This is a genomic window from Nocardiopsis listeri (genome assembly GCF_020741345.1).
Classification (GTDB): domain Bacteria; phylum Actinomycetota; class Actinomycetes; order Streptosporangiales; family Streptosporangiaceae; genus Nocardiopsis; species Nocardiopsis listeri_A.
In genome coordinates this window covers 1-15,708 of the sequence record NZ_DYZD01000093.1, presented here as the reverse complement: position 1 = coordinate 15,708, position 15,708 = coordinate 1, and the positions used below count along the sequence as shown (strand labels likewise).

Below are 15,708 nucleotides of genomic sequence, written 5' to 3'. Positions count from 1 at the left end.
CGGACCCCCTGCCCCAGGGAGAGCCGGGCGACGTCATCCGCGCCGAACCCTCCGAGGCCTACACCGCGCCCCTGGGCATCGGCGAGTTCGACGCCGACGTGTGGCGGGTGATGTACCTGTCCACGAACGCCATGGGAGAACCCATGGCGGTCACCGGCACCGTCATGGTCCCCGAGACGGAATGGGAGGGCGAGGGCGAGCGCCCCCTGGTCTCCTACGCCATCGGCACCCACGGCCTCGGATCCCACTGCGCCCCCTCGATCGGCCTCGAACAGGGCCTGGACTACGAGGCCTCGATGATGAAGAACGTCATCGACCAAGGGCACGCGCTGGTGGTCACCGACTACGAGGGGCTGGGCACACCCTCGGCCCACACCTACATGGTGGGTCACTCCCAGGGCGCGGCCGTGCTGGACGGTCTGCGCGCCGCCACCCGCATGGAACAGCTCGACGTCTCCACCGAGGCGCCGATGGGCGTCAGCGGCTTCTCCCAGGGCGGCGGAGCCTCCGTGTGGGCCGGACAGATGCAACCGGAGTACGCCCCCGAACTGACGCTGGCCGGTGTGGCCGCCGGCGGCGTGCCCGCAGACCTGACACAGGTCGCCGAACAGTTGGACGGCAGCCTGTACTTCGCGTTCGTCGGTTTCACCGCCTACGGCTACGCGGCCGCCTACCCCGAACTGTCCTTCGAGGAGCACCTCACGGAGAAGGGCCGGCGGCTCATGGACGCCTCGGTCGACGGCTGCATGGTCGAGGCGCTGCCCGCGGGTATGGGGATGACCATGGACGAGACGGTCGACGTCGACCTGATCAACAGCCCTGAGTGGCAGGCCCGGTTGCTGGAGAACAAGCCCGGCGAGAGCGTGCCGGAGGCACCGCTGTACCTGTACCACTCCTCGGGGGACGACGTCATCCCGATCGAACAGGGTGAGGAGCTCCGCGACGCCTACTGTGCCGGCGGGGCCTCGGTGGAGTGGCGACGGACCTTCTCCGGGCCGCACCTGACGAGCTTCTTCCTGGACACCGAGCGCGCCCAGGACTGGCTCAGCGGACAGTTGACCGGTGAACCGGACTCCAGTACCTGCTGAGACCGGTGGCACGGATGGAGTGACGCGGCCGCCGGGAACCTCGTCCCGGTGGCCGTTCTCATGTGCGCGGGTCCGGTTTCGCCTGTTCGGACTCGGGCTCGGCCGACCGGACCAGACGCTCCACCCGCAGCGCCGTCTCCAGCTCGAAACGCAGGTCGGGGTCGTCCAGCCGATCGCCGAACAGGTCCGTCAGCAGGCGAAGGCGGTATCGCACGGTCTGCGGGTGGAGGTGCTGCACCTCGGCCACCCGTTTGGCGTTGTACCCGTGCTGCAACCAGAGCAGGAGCGTCTCGGACAGGCGTTCGCGTTGTCCCTCGGCCAGGTCCCGCAGCGGGGCCAACCGGGAGGTGATCATCTCCCGCATCAGCTTCCGGTCCCGCAACAGCAGGAGCGGCGTGAGGTGTTCGCTCCAAAGGGCGATCCCGTCCGCCGGCACAACGCTCACCCGGACCAGTTCGAGGGTCTCGCGAGCGTGGGCCAGGGAGACGGCCGTCTCGGTGATGTCCACCGGCGGTCCCGCCGCGGCGCGCCGGCCGCGCAACAGGTGCTCCAGGTTCCGTATCCTTCCGGGGCCCTCGGGGTCGGGAAGAACGAGGCAGGGGTCGGCCCGGTGGAAGTCGTGCAGTACGTCGGAGGGCAGCGCGGGTGGGGCCGTCTCCTCCCCGTCTCCCTGGAGGACGATCACCGCCACCTTCTCGGGGACGCGCCACCGGGCCGAGGAGGCCAGTTCGGCGATGGCCCTGGGCGAGGGGTCGGGTTCGGACAGGAGCAGGCCGACGAGGCGTCCCCGACGCCGTTGTAGTTCGCCCGAGGCCTGGGCCCGCGCCTCGTTGTATCCCTCCGAAGCGGCGGAGGCCATCTCCTCCAGGAACAGGAACGCGGCCTCGGCGACCGCGCCGATGTGGTGCTGGGGCAGGAGTTCGGGACGCTGTTCCTGGACCTTCAGGAGTTCGCGCCACATGATCACGAGAGCGGTGCGCATCGCGGTCTGGAGGCTGTCGAGGCTGCGGCCCTCGTGGACCTCCGCCTCGCCGAGCATGCGGAACCGCTCCCGGAGCCGGTGGGCGGGCGGATCGGCCGCCCCCACGCGGTCCAGGAACACGGTCAGGGCTTCGCGGACCGCGGTGCGGGTGGAGGCGGCGTACACCTCGTTCCCGGGTCGGAGGTACTCGGGCACACTTTCGTGGATCCGGGTCACCACCACATCGGTCAGGGGTTCGACGCGGGAGCGGAAGTGGTCGGCGAAACCCACCGGGACGTCGGCCAGGGGGTTGGTACCACCCCGGGCCCGACCCTTCGCGGACATCGGAGTCACCTCCACGAGTCGAGTCCTCTCCGTTGCCGGGGCACAAGGTTACCGACGAGTAAAGAAGAGGCTACGGGACCCGACCGTCGTTGTGAATCCCCGCACGGCCGGGAAACGGGCCTTACCCGGGTCGGGGAGTCAGGGGATCAACGGGTGAGCGCGGCGGAGAGGAAGCCGGTCCACTCGGTGGCGGGGAAGGGGAGGTGCCCGGCGGTGGGGTGCCTGGAGCCGCGTACCGCCGGGCCACAGGGGAGTTCGGCCACCTCGACGCAGTCTTGGTCCTGGCCGCTGTGGCCGCTCTTGCGGAAGTCGGCGGGCATGTGTGCAACCTCCACACACTCGACCCGGCCACTGCTGTAACCGGACTCGAGGAACCGCGGTTCGGTTCTGGTGGTCATGTCGGTTGCTCCTGCCTCGTCGTCCGAGTACGCGCGCCCACCGCCGCGCCGGTCCAGGGGGGAGGCCACGGTGCGCCGACCGACTTCATCCGGCCCTTCCAGCGCCACCACTTCCCACGTCTGCCCGAGCGTCCCGACCACCGGCCCGCAGCTATGACTTCGCCGGGGTCGGATGCGGGCCGGCCCCCATGGATCGAGCAGGGGGTCTTGAAGACGCGATACCCGTTAAGTGACACGTTGGGTGACGGACCTGATCCAGAAATCCTTCATGTGTTCGGTGGCACGACGATCATCCTGTGGTCGATGCCCGGTTCCTTCCAGTTCGACATGCTCCGCGCCCTCCTCGGCGATCGCTTCGGCGATCTCCCCGTACATGGGGTCTCCCGCTCCCGTGACGATGAGGGTCGGGGTTCGAGAGGGAACGGTCGGATCGAGCTCGAATTTCCACGGTGGGACGATCGCACGCAGGAGTTCTCCTTCGGCCTCCAACTGTTCAGCCGTGCCCTTGGGTTCTACGCCCATGGCGAGGAGGAACATCTCAGCGAAGGTCGCATCGCTGATCGTGGAGTCCTCGCAGCGCATGAAAACGGGGGTCATCGCGGCGATGTGCGCTTCGACCGAGCTTCGGCCGCGCGCCAGTGCCGGCGTCGCCGGTTCGAACAGCACCAAGCCGCGGACAAGGTTCGGGTGGCGTTCGGCCAGCATCAAGGCGGCGATCGCGCCGTAGGAGTGCGCGACCACGTGACATGGCGCGGACATCAGGTTCCGGACCACCTCGACGGTTCGGCGCGGGTCGTTGGACCTGTCGACGCGTTCGATGAAGTGGAAGTCGGAACGGTCCACATCGACGGCCTGCATCGGCCATGCTTCGCTACCGGAGCGGCCCGCCCCGGAAATGAACAAAGCTTTCACCCGGCGAACCGTAGGTCGTTCTCAGTTCGTTCGTCAACCGAGGTTTCGTCCCACAGGTGAGGCCGCGACGGCCTCTGATTTCTGGCACCGGTATCCCCGCGATTCGAACACGCGACTCTCCCCGGAGTATCGAGCACATGAGAGACGGGGCCGACGGCGCCGACTGCCAGGTCCTCTCTCGTGTCGTGAGGCATGTCGCCGATATCGAATCGGGGTTCGGTAATGCCGGCAAGGCCCTGGGAGCAGCGGGTTCGGAATCGCATCGGCGGTGGCCCACCGAAGAAGCGGGCTCTGCCTCCGCGCGCGGTGTTCCCTGCCCCGGTGAGGGGGCGTCCCTGGTCCGGGTGACCGCTCAGGGGCGGGGCTCGCTGGGCGGGTCACCCGGAAACGACGACGGCACCCACCGTCCGGTGGATGCCGTCGAGGTGCCCCTGGGGCGAGGAGCCGGTCAGTCGACGTAGCGCAGGCCCGCCGTGGCCAGCTTCTCGCGCATCTTGTACATGTCCAGCCCCAGTTCGCCGTCGCGGAACCGGGCGCGCTTGGACTCCTCGTTCTCCTCACGGAGTCGAGAGGCCTCCGCCACCTGCGCGGCGGACTCGCGCGGCACCACCACGACCCCGTCGGCGTCGGCGACGACGACGTCACCCGGGTTGACCAGGGCGTTGGCCACGGTGACGGGCACGTTGACCGAACCCAGAGTCGCCTTCACCGTGCCCTTGGCGTTGATGGAGCGGCTGAACACCGGGAAGTCCATCTCGGCGAGTTCGGCCACGTCACGGCAGCCGCCGTCGATGATCAGCCCCGCCGCGCCCCTGGCCCGGAAGGAGGTGGCCAGGAGCTCGCCGAAGAACCCGTCCTCGGACTCGGTGGTGCAGCCGGCCACGACCACGTCACCGGGGCGGATCTGTTCGGCGGCGACGTGGAACATCCAGTTGTCCCCGGGCTGGAGCAGCACGGTGACGGCCGTCCCGCACAGCTTCGCCTGCGGGTAGATGGGCCGGACGTAGGGCCGCAGCAGGCCGGTGCGGCCCTGGGCCTCGTGCACGGTGGCGACCCCGAAGTGGGACAGCGCCTCGACCGCCTCCGGGGCGGCGCGCTCGATGGAACGGTGGACGACTCCGAGCTCGGTCATGACTCTCCTCGTGAATGGGTGGCGGGACGTGGACCGGCGCTCAACGGCCCTGACGCTTCAACCTGGCGTCCAGACGCGGGTACACGCGGCGGACGTTGCCCTCCAAGATCGCCTCGCGTTCGGCGTCGGGCAGCTTCGCGGCCTGGATGTAGCGACCCGTGTCGTCGAAGTGGTGGCCCGAACGCGGGTCGATGTCGCGAACGGCGCCGATCATCTCCGAGGCGAAGAGGATGTTCTCGTTCGGGACGACGTCCAGCAGCAGGTCGATGCCCGGCTGGTGGTACACGCAGGTGTCGAAGTAGACGTTGCGCAGTACGTGCTCCTCCAGCTCCGGTCTGCCCAGCGCCATCGCCAGCCCGCGGAAGCGTCCCCAGTGGTAGGGGGCCGCGCCGCCGCCGTGGGGGATGACCAGCTTCAGGTCCGGGAAGTCGGCGAACAGGTCACCCTGGACGAGCTGCATGAAGGCCGTGGTGTCGGCGTTGAGGTAGTGCGACCCGGTGGTGTGGAAGGCCGGGTTGACGCTGGTGGACACGTGCACCATCGCGGGGATGTCGTACTCGCACATCGCCTCGTAGATGGGGTACCACGAGCGGTCGGTGAGCGGGGGCGAGTCCCACAGTCCACCGGAGGGGTCCGGATTGAGGTTGATCGCCACCGCGTCGAGCTCCTCCACGGCGCGGCGCAGTTCGGGCAGGCACTTGGCCGGGTCCACGCCGGGGGACTGGGGCAGCATGGCGGCGGTGGCGAAACGCTCGGGGAAGAGCTCGCAGACCCGGGCGATGAGGTCGTTGCAGATCGCGGCCCACCGGGAGGAGGTGGACTCGTCGCCGATGTGGTGGGCCATGAAGGAGGCCCGCGGTGAGAACACGGTCAGGTCGATACCGCGATCGTCCATGAGGCGGAGCTGGTTGCTCTCGATCGCCTCGCGCAGGTCGTCGTCGCCGATGTGCGGTTCGCCGGGTTGGGGACCGCCGTCGAGCGCGGCGATCTGGGCCTGGCGCCACTCGCCGAGCGCGGCGGGTGCGGTGGTGAAGTGCCCGTGGCAGTCGATGATCATCAGTGTGCTTCCTTCTTCAGGGATTCCAGATGCCCAGAGGGACGTAGAGCTCTCCGGCCATGAGCGCGCGTGCGGTGCGCACGAGCGCCGAACGGGTGATGCGGGTGGGATCCCCGGGGTCCTGGCCGAGCCGCACCTCGAAGGCGCCGCTCGGGTGTTCGATGGCCAGGGTGGTCTCGTGGTCGTGACCGGCCGGGAGGGACGCCAGTTCGTGCGCCACCGTGCCCGGCAGCACGCAGGCGGTGGCCGCGGTGACGGCGGCCAGCACGCCGATCGATTCGTGGACGACACGAGGGATGAAGCTGCGGGTGGCCAGGGCGCCGCCGTCCCGCGGCGGCGAGACCAGCGTCATCTTCGGATAGTTGCGGTCGGAGACGTCGCCCAACCCCATGAGCTCGCCGCAGGCCAGGCGCAACGCCTCCACCCGCTCGCGCAGCTCCGGGTTCGCGGTGAGTTCGGCGGGACTCTCCCGTCCGCTCACACCCAGCGCGGAAGCGTCCACCACGACCAGTGGCTGCCCGTTGTCGATGCAGGTGACCTCGACCGTCCCCGCACCGGGAGGCCGGACCGTGTCACGCCGATTCCCCGTCGGCAGCAGGGAACCGGCGATCGACCCGGCGGTGTCGAGGAAACCGATCGTCACCGGCGCGGAGGTGCCCGGGACGCCGTCGATGCGGGTGTCGCCGTAGTACCGAACGGCCCGCACACCGTCCTCCTCGGGTGTGTGCACCGAGATCCGGGCGACCGCCCCGGTGTTGAGGGTGCGCACCCGCACGGTGGTGGTGTCCGCCACGGGCACGACCATCCCGGTCTCGATGGCGAAGGGCACGACCGCGGCCAACAGGTTGCCGCAGTTGGCGTTCATGTCCACCGAGTCGTCGTCCGGCCTGAGCTGGGCGAACCGGAAGTCGAGGTCGACCCCGGGCTCGGTGCTCGGGCCGACGATGCCCGCCTTGGAGGTGAGCGGATGCCCGCCGCCCAGACCGTCGACCTGCAACGGGTGGGGGGATCCGAGGGCGGCCCGCAGCACCCGGGCGAGGGTCTCGTCGTCGGTGGGCAGATCGGCGCGGGCGAAGAACGGCCCGCGGGAGGTGCCGCCGCGCATCAGTACGGAGGGGATCGCGAGTCGGCCCCCGCGGACCCGGACCCCGGGAACCCCGGGAGCGGGCCCCTGGACGCTTTCCGTCGGTCGTGTCCGGACCGACGGTGTGTTCGAACCTGTCATCCTCATCCTCGTGCGGCCGTGGCACCCGGTGTGCTCCGGGAAGCTCGATGGTGGGTCGGGAAAGGCGGGCCCCGCGCCTCGACGGCGTGGATCGGTGGGTGAGGCCCGCCCCGCGCGGAGCTATTCCTGGACCTCGGACCAGACCAGCTCGTCGTAGTCGGGCGCCTCGTCGACCAGCCCGGAGGCCACGTGGAAGTCGGTCGCGACACCGAAGGCGTCCTGCCGCACCCGCGTGGAGGTGGCGAACTCCTGCGGGAGGATCTCGGAGAGCGCCTCGACCGCCTCGGGGTCGGTGCCGTCCATGTAGGACGAGAGCAGCTCCGCGGTTCCCTCGGGGTCGGACTCGATGAACTCCAGCGCGCGGTTGATGGCGCGGTTGAAGCCCTCGATCTGCTCGCTCTTGTTCTCGATCACGTCGGAGGTGCTGAACAGCGTTCCGTGCAGCGCCCCGGACATGTCGGGGATGTCGCCGCGCTGTGGCGACAGGTAGATCTCGCCCGCGCCCTCGGCCTCGGCCATCTGCCCGGCCGGCTGGAAGAAGGCCAGGGCGTCCACCTGCCCCGAGGAAAGGGCACCGATGGCCGACGACGGCACGGCGCCCAGGTTCACCAGGGTGGCGTCGGTGTTGGCGTCCAGGCCCACCTGCTCGAACAGGTAGATCAGCAGTGCCTCGGTTCCCGAGCCCGGGCCGGTGATGCCGATGTTCTTGCCCTCCAACGCCTGGATCTTCTCCTCCAGGGGCGCGTCCGGGTCCCCTTCGAAGTCCGGCGCCGTCACCACGTCCACGTAGTACTCGGTGACCAACGAGCCCGTGAGTCGTGTTTCGGGGTTGTTCTCCGCCAGGTTGAACGTGTCGGTGAGGACCCCCGCGGCCACGTCGATGGAACCCGAGGTCAGGGCCGCCGCGAGCTTGGCGCCGGTGCCCAGGCGAGGACGCTCGCCGAGCTCGACGCCCTCCTCCTCGAAGTAGCCGTTCTCCTCGGCGACGTGGAGTGGGAAGAACGCGACGGAGTCGCTGATCTGACCGACGTTGAGAACGTTCGGGTCGGATCCGCCGCCGTCGGCGCATCCCGACGTCGCGATGAGGCTCGCGGTCGCCGCGATGGCGGCCGCCGTCCTGAGGTGGGTACTGAGTTTCATGATGTGGCTCTCGATCAGTGGTGGGCGGCCGAGAAGGGCTCCCGACCAGAGGGGGATGGGGCGCAAGGGGCCCGCGCGGGGCGCTACTCGGAGTCGAGCGGCTTCCAGCGGTTGGCGCGGGAGGAGAGAACGCCGACGAGGGCGTTGAGGATCATGGCCAGTGCGGTCAGGACCACGACAGCGGCGAACACGCCGGCGGTGTTGAACTGCGCGGCGGCGTCGTTGATGAGGTAGCCCAGACCGCGGTTGGAGGCGACGAGTTCACCGATCACCGCGCCGATGAGGGCGTAGGGGATGGAGACCTTCAGGCCGGTCAACAGACCGGACATGGAGGCCGGCAGCACGACCTTGAAGGCGACGTCCTTGTTCGACCCGCCCATCAGTCGGACGGCGTCGATCAGGCCGCGGTCCACGTCTCGGACACCGGCGGCGGTGTTGAGGAAGACCAGGAAGAACACGCTGACGGCCGCCAGGATGACCTTCATGTCCAGGCCGATGCCGAACCACACGATGAACAGCGGGGCGAGCGCCACCTTGGGGATCGAGTACAGCGCCATCATGAACGGCTCGAACACGTCGTAGACGAGGCGGATCGAGGCGAGCACGAAACCGGCGAGCGCGCCGGCGAGGGCACCGATGACGTAACCGAGCACCACTTCCTGGAGGGTGATCCAGGTGTGCGTGCCCAGGGTGCCGTCCTGGATCCAGTCGATCAGCTGCTCCCCGACGGCGATCGGGTTGGAGACGAACATGGGGTTGGCGACCAGACCGCCGGCCAACTGCCAGAGCACGAGGAAGAGCAGGAGCACCCCCGCCCGCAGCCCCCACACCAGGGTGGTGCGGCCGTGGCGGTCCCACCAACTGCGGCGGCGGTCCTCTTTGACGGGGCCGCTCGTGCTCAGCCCGTCGTTGGTGCGCGTGGCGGAAACAGATCCGGTGGTCATCACCGCGCTCCTTTCTTCAGCGCGGCGGTCAGCGTGGAGTGCAGTTCCACGAACCGCGGTCGCACCTTGGTCTCGTCGGGGTCGCGCGGGCGCTCGATGTCCACTTCCTGGTCGAGCAGGATGGTGCCGAGCGGGCCCAGGACGACGACGCGGTCGCCGAGCAGCAGGGCCTCCTCGATGTCGTGGGTGACGAACACGATGGTGTGCCCGGTCCGTGACCACAGCCGCAGCAGCTCGCCCTGGAGTTCGGAACGCAGCTGGGCGTCCAGGGCACCGAAGGGCTCGTCCATCAGGATGGTCTCGGCGCCGTTGGCGAGCATGCGGGCCAGGCTCGCGCGGCGGCGCATCCCGCCGGAGAGCTCCCGCGGGTAGTTGTCGGCGAAGTCGGACAGGCCGACCGTGGCGACGAGCTCAAGGGCCTTGGCTTCGCGCTCGGCCTTGTCGACGCCCGCGATCTCCATGGGCATCTCGACGTTGCGCCGCACGCTCCGCCAGGGCATGAGCGTGTCGGTCTGGGTCAGGTAGCCGATGTCGGGCGTGGGGCCGGTGTGCGCCCTGCCCCGGTGCAACACCTGGCCGGAGGTGGGCTTGGAGAGACCCGAGAGCAGGTTCAGCATCGTGGACTTGCCGCAGCCGGACCGGCCCAGGATGGTGACGAAGGTGCCCTCTTCGATGGTGAGGTTGAAGTCCCGAAGGGCCACCGTGGCCACGTCGTCGCGTTGGAACTCCTTGGTGAGGTGATCGACCTCCAGAACGACGCTCATGTGGAGACCGCCTCTTCCTCGTGATGGGCCGACGGGGCGTCGGGCAGTGGGTCGGCTCCCGCGAGCCGGCGCGAGTTGTGCACGACCATCAGGCGCACCTCCTGGTCGGAGAAACCGTCCTTGAGCAGGACGTCCGCGGCCAGGGCGAGACCGTCCTCGACAGGCGGGTTGAAGGGCTGGCCCAGGTCCGAGCTGATGACGGAGGATTCCGCTCCGGCGGCCCGGATGTTGTCCAGCCACAGCCGCCAGGACACCTTGCCGGTCAGGGGCGTGGTCAGGCAGCGCTCCAGGTAGGCGCCGTGTTCGGCGAGCGTCTTCTGGTTCTCGGCGGGGATGCGCTGGGAGGTGAACTCCGGGTGGGTGACGACGATGCGTCGCACACCGCGTTCACGGGCGTAGGCGATGACCTTCGACGACTCGTCACCGTGCAGGTGCCCGGTGGCCAGCGTCATGTCGTGCTTGGCGATGACGTCGAGGACCTGGCGGGTCGCGGTCGCCACCTCGCCGTTCTCGTCGAGCACGTCGACGGTGGGACTGATGATCCCGTCGTCGCGCAGGTCCTGCTGGATCTGTGCCCACATGGGCGGGGTGGCGCCCTCGGGGGCCTCGGCGAGGCAGCTGCGCTGGTTGTCGCTGTCCACGGTCGGAAGCCAGACGAACTGCGCTCCGCCCCGTGCCGCGATCTCGACCGCGACGGGGTTGAGACCGCCCACGGAGGCGTTGAGGGTGATGGCGCCGAGTACGTCCACGCCCGGGTGGACGTTGCGGACGACCTCGGCGCGTTCGGTGGTGGGGGTGTAGTGGGACTTGAGTACGAAGCCCGCCAGGCCGTACCGCTTGAAACGGGGGGCGAGTTCGAGATCGCCGATCCTGCGCTTCATCACATCGGGGGCGATGTGAACGTGGATGTCATAGGCACCCTGGACGAGCCGGCGGGCGTGTGCGGTGGGTTCTTGGTGATGCGACATGCCGCCCCTTCGCTAACGAACTGGTGAGCGACATTGTTAACGATCTTGGTCACATCCGTCAATGCCCACGTAACGTCAGGTCAGGGCGGGTCGCCTCCGGGGGGTGTGTCATAGAACACGTGCTTTGGGGTTTTACTTCCGTTTCCCGAAGTACTCCTTCGTCGCCGCGAAGACGCTCTCCAGATGCGCCCGCATCGCGTTCGCCGCGCGCTCGGGGTCCTTCGCGCAGACCGCCTCAACGATCTCCAGGTGCTCGGGAAGCGAGGTGGCCGGACGATGCGGCTGCATGGACAACTGGATCCGGTACCGCACGTTCTGGGCGCGCAGACGCTGGACGATGTCGGGCGCCACCTTGGACCCGCTGATGACCATCACCGCCTGGTGCAGGTCGCGGTTGGCCTGTGAATAGGCTTCTCCATCGCCCGAGTCCACCGCCCGGCGCATCACCTCGCCCAGGTCGCGTAGACGCGCCATGCCCTGGTCGTCGACGCGCTCGGCCGCGCGGGCGGCGCACATCGACTCCAGGGCCGCGCGCACCTCCACGATCTCCAGCGCCTCGTCCAGGTCGACGGCGCGCACCCGGGCTCCCCGGTTGCGGATCTTCTCCACCAGGCCCTCCACGGTGAGGGTGGCCAGGGCGGCTCGCACCGCACCCCTGCTGGCGTCGAACATCTCGATGAGGTCGGTTTCCACGAGACGTTGGCGGGGGGCGAAGTCGCCGGCGACGATGGCCTGGCGAAGGCGCGAGGCCACGCGGTCGGCGTCACTGATGCTCTCCCGCGTCCCCTGGTCTACTGCCTCCTGGGTCATGGTCTTCCTTTCGCTCATCTTGGTGTGCATTATTGTAAACAATGTTGTTCACATCTGAAGGGCACTCGACACCGGAGGACGCGATGACCGTCATCACAATGGTCGGCCTGGGTGAGGCCGGCCGACTCATCGGCGAGGGACTGGCCGCCGCCGGCGCCGAGGTCCGGGGCCACGACCCCTTCGTCGATCTGCCCGACTCGCCCATAGTGCGGCACGCCTCGCTCGGGGACGCCCTCGCCGACACGGCGATCGTCATCAGCCTCGTCGGCCCCGCCGCGGCCGAGAAGGTCGCTTCCCAGGTCCTCGCCCTGATGCCCGCCTCCGCGGTCTACGCGGACCTGAACACGCTCTCCCCGGGGGAGAAGAAGACGATCGGCGCCCTGGCCTCGGAGGCCGGCGTCCCCTTCGCCGACGTCGCCGTGATGGCCCCCGTCCCCCGGGCGGGCAGTCGGACGCCTTTGCTCGCCGCCGGTAGCGGCGCGAAGACCTTCGCGGCCGCGCTCTCACCCCTGGGCACCCCCGTCCAGGCGGTCTCCGAAACCGCCGGCGACGCCGCCGCCCGGAAGATGCTGCGCAGCGTGTTCATGAAGGGCCTCGCGGCACTGATCATCGAGTCACTCGACGCCGCGAGCGCCGTCGGGGCCGCCGACGACCTCCGCGCCCAGATCGCCGCCGAGTTCGGTGAGAACGGTGCGGCCCTGGTCGACCGCCTCGTCGACGGCACGCGCCTGCACGCCGGTCGACGCGTCCACGAGATGGAGGCCGCCCAGGCCTACCTGGAAGAACTGGGGGCGGACCACCCCGTCACCGACGCCACGGTGACCCACCTCCGCCGCCTCAGCGCCTGATCGGTGCGCCCGGGGCGGGACCACGGGACCCGACCGCGCCCTCGACGCCACCTGGGATGATCTTGGCTGTAGCCACAACGTGGGCACTCCCCGCCGAAGGGTGGGGGTGCGCGGCGTTGAACCCCATCGGTGTCACGGGAAAGAGGACGAGTAAATGTCGGCGAGTGAGCAGCCGTTCAGAGAGTCCGAATGGAAGAAGGTCGAAGGCTTCGACTTCAGCGACATCACCTATCACCGTTATGTCGGGCCCGCGCGCAGTGGCGCGGGCAAGGACATCGGTGCGGTGCGTATCGCCTTCGACCGTCCGGAGGTGCGCAACGCCTTTCGACCGCACACGGTCGACGAGCTCTACACGGCGATGGAGCACGCGCGTTCCTGGACGGAGATCGGTACCGTACTGCTCACCGGAAACGGCCCCTCGCCCAAGGACGGCGGCTGGGCCTTCTGCTCCGGTGGCGACCAGAGGGTGCGCGGTCGGGACGGCTATCTGTACGAGGACGACGGTTCCGGCGGTGAGCAGCGAAAGGCCGACCAGGGACGTCTGCACATCCTGGAGGTCCAGCGGCTGATCCGCTCCATGCCCAAGGTCGTCATCGCCGTGGTCAACGGCTGGGCGGCCGGTGGCGGACATTCGCTCCACGTGGTGTGCGACCTGACCGTCGCCTCTCGACAGCACGGGTTCTTCAAGCAGACGGACGCCACCGTCGGATCGTTCGACGGTGGGTACGGTTCTGCGCTGCTGGCCCGTCAGGTCGGCCAGAAGCGGGCGAGGGAGATCTTCTTCCTGGCCCGGCCGTACTCGGCCACCGAGATGCAGGAGATGGGCGCGGTCAACAGCGTGGCCGATCACGGGGGGCTGGAGGACACCGCGGTACGGATGGCCACCGACATCGCCGACCAGTCGCCGCAGGCGATCAGGATGCTCAAGTACGCCTTCAACCTTCCCGACGACGGGATGCTCGGACAGCAACTGTTCGCGGGGGAGGCGACCCGGCTCGCCTACATGACCGAGGAGGCCGTGGAGGGCAAGACGGCCTTCCTGGAGAAGCGCAGTCCCGACTGGTCGGGTTTTCCCCGCTACTACTAGCCGGGTGCGGCCGGGATCGCGTTGCGCGGTCCCGGCCCCGCGTGGGCGGAATCCTCGGCACCCCTTCAGAGACGGCTCCGGATCGTGTACCGTGCCCACAGCCCTATTCGGCCTCAGAGAGGGAATTCCAGGACATCAAAGGCATCGTGTTCGGCCTGATGATTCGCCCACATTACTTGGGCGAAGGCCCATGCCGATGCTGCCCGAAATCTGGAACCGCCCCCACCACAGGTCGGCCCGTGGCAGTTACTCGAATACCTCTTGGCCATCGCGTTCGGGTTGTCCGCCTGCGTCTTCATGATCGGCCTGGCCTTCCTCGCCCTCCGGTTCATCCATCACCGAATGGACGACCGGTGGAGGGCGGAGGGTTCGCCGGCGGCTCCACGGGAAGGCTTTCCGGCCACGAACGTCGCCGGTGGAAACACGCGCAACGTGGTCGGTGACGTCTACGGATCGGGCCTGGTCATGCAGGCCGACCACATCGAAGTCCACGTCATGCCCCCGCCCGGCCCCCACGGCGCCCCTGGAGAGCCCCGCCCATCGAGAAGTTCGCGCGCCTGAACAGGACGCGTCATGGGGTGAGAGAGGTTCCTGCCGTGCGAGCCGCTATCCGGTGGCGGGGTAGGTGACGTTGCCGTGAGGATCGATGGCGGCGCCGAGACTCGGCCGCGCCACATCGATGTGGTCGACGCCGAGGACGTGCCGCACGTCCTCGGCGTGGGCGAGAAGATGATCGGCGATGATTCTCCGGTGGCACCGCCACCACACCGCCTCGGAACACATCACGGCCGCGCGTCGCGTGCGTCCCCACTCCCGTAGCGCGGCGAGGGCACTTTGGAACTCGTCGGAGAGCGCATGGTCGGCGTAGTTGTGGAAGCTGCGGTTCTTCCACCAGGCGTTGACCTCGAACGGCACGTCCTTGCTCACCGGCCGACGTCCGGTCAGACCTTCAGCGCGCCGATACCGGATCCCCACCTCACCGAGGACGACCGAGAGCGGGTCCTGGTCGAACCACGGACACCGGGCAGAGCCCGGAAGCCTGCGAACATCGACGACCAGCTCGATACGGGACTCTTGGAGCAGCTCGATGAACTCGCCGAGAGTCCGGTTGGAATGCCCGATCGTGAAGGAGGGTTCACTCATCGACCAGCCGCAGGGCGCTGCCCTTGTGAGCGGCGACGTGGTCGGTCTTGTCGCTCTTGATCTCGTACTGCGGCTCCTCCGGGGACGCCCGGCGGGTGTGGCCCTTGTAGTCGAAATCCTTCGTGTGCACCTTCGTCACCGTGCCCGAGACGTGTCCCACCTCCGAATTCCACCTCACGTGGTCACCCACGCTGAACCGATCGGACATCTCGACCCCCTTCGGTGATCGACCCATTGAAACACCCGGACCGACGAAGCGGGGGTACCGGCGTGCCCGGGCGAGGAGCCCGGGCACGCCGGTACGTGCACGGAAAGCGGGGAAGTCACCCAAGCTCAGGGTTTGCGGGCGACACCGCCGTACTGGGCGACCTCTCGGACAGTGCCCACCTGGCTCTCCTCGGGCCGCCAGAAGGGGACGGAGACCACTCCGGGTTCCAACAGCTCCAAGCCTTCGAAGAAGGCGCTGATCTGCTCCGGGGTGCGCAGGTGGATGGGTTGGGCCGCGTTCTCGTTCCAGGCCTTGGCCGCCTCCACGATCTGCGGGCTGGTGTCGGTGCTGTCGCACAGGGCCAGGAAGCTCCCCGACGGCAGGGCGTCCACGTAGGTGCGTGCCACGGCGTAGGTCTGTTCGTCGGCGGGAAAGTGGCCGAGCGTGCCCATGATGATCAACCCGATCGGTCGGGTGAAGTCCAGGTGTTCGCGGGCCTGGGCCAGCAGCGTCTGCGGGTCGAGCAGGTCGGCGTCGATGTAGTCGGTGGTGCCCTCTTCGGAGCTGGTCAGTAGAGCCCGGGCATGAGTGAGCACCAAGGGGTCGTTGTCGACGTAGACGATCTTGGATTCGGGGGCGACCGACTGGGCGACCTCGTGGGTGTTGTTCGCGGTGGGC

17 protein-coding genes are annotated in these 15,708 nt (G+C 68.7%); 3 read left to right on the top strand and 14 right to left on the bottom strand.

All coding sequences use genetic code 11. The features are described 5' to 3' along the window. Positions 1 to 1,088 (top strand): lipase family protein (locus K8V84_RS05985; protein ID WP_304071489.1); only part of this gene is annotated, 1,088 nt, incomplete at its 5' end. A 58-nt stretch (positions 1,089 to 1,146) separates the two neighbouring features. Here K8V84_RS05985 and K8V84_RS05980 read toward each other — a convergent pair. From K8V84_RS05980 to K8V84_RS05930, 11 genes are all read right to left on the bottom strand, one after another. Beyond that, positions 1,147 to 2,394, bottom strand: coding sequence for a helix-turn-helix domain-containing protein (locus K8V84_RS05980; RefSeq protein ID WP_304071487.1), 1,248 nt, complete (start codon positions 2,392 to 2,394; stop codon positions 1,147 to 1,149). A 146-nt stretch (positions 2,395 to 2,540) separates the two neighbouring features. Continuing rightward, entirely contained in the window at positions 2,541 to 2,792 is a 252-nt protein-coding gene (locus tag K8V84_RS05975) for a DUF397 domain-containing protein (protein ID WP_304071484.1), read from the bottom strand. Between the two features lie 225 nt (positions 2,793 to 3,017). After that, positions 3,018 to 3,650: an alpha/beta hydrolase gene (locus K8V84_RS05970; RefSeq protein ID WP_304071481.1), complete on the bottom strand. Its 633-nt coding sequence runs from the start codon at positions 3,648 to 3,650 to the stop codon at positions 3,018 to 3,020. 502 nt (positions 3,651 to 4,152) lie between these two features. Next, a complete protein-coding gene (gene ligK / locus K8V84_RS05965; protein WP_304071479.1) occupies positions 4,153 to 4,836 on the bottom strand; it encodes a 4-carboxy-4-hydroxy-2-oxoadipate aldolase/oxaloacetate decarboxylase in 684 nt (227 codons plus the stop codon). A gap of 40 nt (positions 4,837 to 4,876) precedes the next feature. Then, positions 4,877 to 5,893, bottom strand: a complete 1,017-nt coding sequence (locus K8V84_RS05960) for an amidohydrolase family protein (RefSeq protein ID WP_304071477.1) — start codon at positions 5,891 to 5,893, stop codon at positions 4,877 to 4,879. Between the two features lie 16 nt (positions 5,894 to 5,909). Continuing rightward, positions 5,910 to 7,118, bottom strand: coding sequence for a 4-oxalomesaconate tautomerase (locus tag K8V84_RS05955; RefSeq protein WP_304071475.1), 1,209 nt, complete (start codon positions 7,116 to 7,118; stop codon positions 5,910 to 5,912). A 120-nt stretch (positions 7,119 to 7,238) separates the two neighbouring features. Further along, entirely contained in the window at positions 7,239 to 8,258 is a 1,020-nt protein-coding gene (locus K8V84_RS05950) for an ABC transporter substrate-binding protein (protein ID WP_304071472.1), read from the bottom strand. A gap of 83 nt (positions 8,259 to 8,341) precedes the next feature. Further along, positions 8,342 to 9,202, bottom strand: a complete 861-nt coding sequence (locus K8V84_RS05945; RefSeq protein WP_304071469.1) for an ABC transporter permease — start codon at positions 9,200 to 9,202, stop codon at positions 8,342 to 8,344. After that, positions 9,202 to 9,966, bottom strand: coding sequence for an ABC transporter ATP-binding protein (locus K8V84_RS05940; RefSeq protein WP_304071467.1), 765 nt, complete (start codon positions 9,964 to 9,966; stop codon positions 9,202 to 9,204). Before K8V84_RS05940 ends, K8V84_RS05945 begins: the two co-directional genes overlap by 1 nt. Beyond that, positions 9,963 to 10,934 (bottom strand): DUF6282 family protein, encoded by a 972-nt coding sequence (locus tag K8V84_RS05935; protein ID WP_304071466.1) that lies wholly within the window; start codon positions 10,932 to 10,934, stop codon positions 9,963 to 9,965. The genes K8V84_RS05940 and K8V84_RS05935 overlap by 4 nt, the downstream gene beginning before the upstream one ends. 132 nt (positions 10,935 to 11,066) lie before the next feature. After that, the gene (locus K8V84_RS05930) at positions 11,067 to 11,762 is read right to left on the bottom strand and encodes a GntR family transcriptional regulator (protein WP_304071464.1); all 696 of its coding nucleotides are present in this window, start codon (positions 11,760 to 11,762) and stop codon (positions 11,067 to 11,069) included. Between the two features lie 65 nt (positions 11,763 to 11,827). On the opposite strand from K8V84_RS05930, the gene K8V84_RS05925 reads away from it, so the two are divergent. Then, positions 11,828 to 12,592 (top strand): DUF1932 domain-containing protein, encoded by a 765-nt coding sequence (locus K8V84_RS05925; RefSeq protein ID WP_304071462.1) that lies wholly within the window; start codon positions 11,828 to 11,830, stop codon positions 12,590 to 12,592. Between the two features lie 154 nt (positions 12,593 to 12,746). Then, entirely contained in the window at positions 12,747 to 13,679 is a 933-nt protein-coding gene (locus tag K8V84_RS05920; RefSeq protein ID WP_304071461.1) for a 1,4-dihydroxy-2-naphthoyl-CoA synthase, read from the top strand. A 606-nt stretch (positions 13,680 to 14,285) separates the two neighbouring features. On the opposite strand, the gene K8V84_RS05915 is transcribed toward K8V84_RS05920, so the two are convergent. From K8V84_RS05915 to K8V84_RS05905, 3 genes are all read right to left on the bottom strand, one after another. Next, positions 14,286 to 14,822 (bottom strand): DUF488 domain-containing protein, encoded by a 537-nt coding sequence (locus K8V84_RS05915; protein ID WP_304071458.1) that lies wholly within the window; start codon positions 14,820 to 14,822, stop codon positions 14,286 to 14,288. Next, entirely contained in the window at positions 14,815 to 15,030 is a 216-nt protein-coding gene (locus K8V84_RS05910; RefSeq protein WP_304071454.1) for a DUF2945 domain-containing protein, read from the bottom strand. The genes K8V84_RS05915 and K8V84_RS05910 overlap by 8 nt, the downstream gene beginning before the upstream one ends. A 125-nt stretch (positions 15,031 to 15,155) precedes the next feature. Further along, positions 15,156 to 15,708: SAM-dependent methyltransferase (locus tag K8V84_RS05905; RefSeq protein ID WP_304071452.1), on the bottom strand; the 553-nt coding region annotated here is incomplete at its 5' end.

Coding starts and splice junctions, on each gene's coding strand:
- K8V84_RS05980 (WP_304071487.1), bottom strand. CDS start 2,394: ATGTCCGCGAAGGGTCGGGCCCGGGGTGGTACCAACCCCCTGGCCGAC.
- K8V84_RS05975 (WP_304071484.1), bottom strand. CDS start 2,792: ATGACCACCAGAACCGAACCGCGGTTCCTCGAGTCCGGTTACAGCAGT.
- K8V84_RS05970 (WP_304071481.1), bottom strand. CDS start 3,650: ATGCAGGCCGTCGATGTGGACCGTTCCGACTTCCACTTCATCGAACGC.
- ligK (WP_304071479.1), bottom strand. CDS start 4,836: ATGACCGAGCTCGGAGTCGTCCACCGTTCCATCGAGCGCGCCGCCCCG.
- K8V84_RS05960 (WP_304071477.1), bottom strand. CDS start 5,893: ATGATCATCGACTGCCACGGGCACTTCACCACCGCACCCGCCGCGCTC.
- K8V84_RS05955 (WP_304071475.1), bottom strand. CDS start 7,118: ATGACAGGTTCGAACACACCGTCGGTCCGGACACGACCGACGGAAAGC.
- K8V84_RS05950 (WP_304071472.1), bottom strand. CDS start 8,258: ATGAAACTCAGTACCCACCTCAGGACGGCGGCCGCCATCGCGGCGACC.
- K8V84_RS05945 (WP_304071469.1), bottom strand. CDS start 9,202: ATGACCACCGGATCTGTTTCCGCCACGCGCACCAACGACGGGCTGAGC.
- K8V84_RS05940 (WP_304071467.1), bottom strand. CDS start 9,966: ATGAGCGTCGTTCTGGAGGTCGATCACCTCACCAAGGAGTTCCAACGC.
- K8V84_RS05935 (WP_304071466.1), bottom strand. CDS start 10,934: ATGTCGCATCACCAAGAACCCACCGCACACGCCCGCCGGCTCGTCCAG.
- K8V84_RS05930 (WP_304071464.1), bottom strand. CDS start 11,762: ATGAGCGAAAGGAAGACCATGACCCAGGAGGCAGTAGACCAGGGGACG.
- K8V84_RS05925 (WP_304071462.1), top strand. CDS start 11,828: ATGACCGTCATCACAATGGTCGGCCTGGGTGAGGCCGGCCGACTCATC.
- K8V84_RS05920 (WP_304071461.1), top strand. CDS start 12,747: ATGTCGGCGAGTGAGCAGCCGTTCAGAGAGTCCGAATGGAAGAAGGTC.
- K8V84_RS05915 (WP_304071458.1), bottom strand. CDS start 14,822: ATGAGTGAACCCTCCTTCACGATCGGGCATTCCAACCGGACTCTCGGC.
- K8V84_RS05910 (WP_304071454.1), bottom strand. CDS start 15,030: ATGTCCGATCGGTTCAGCGTGGGTGACCACGTGAGGTGGAATTCGGAG.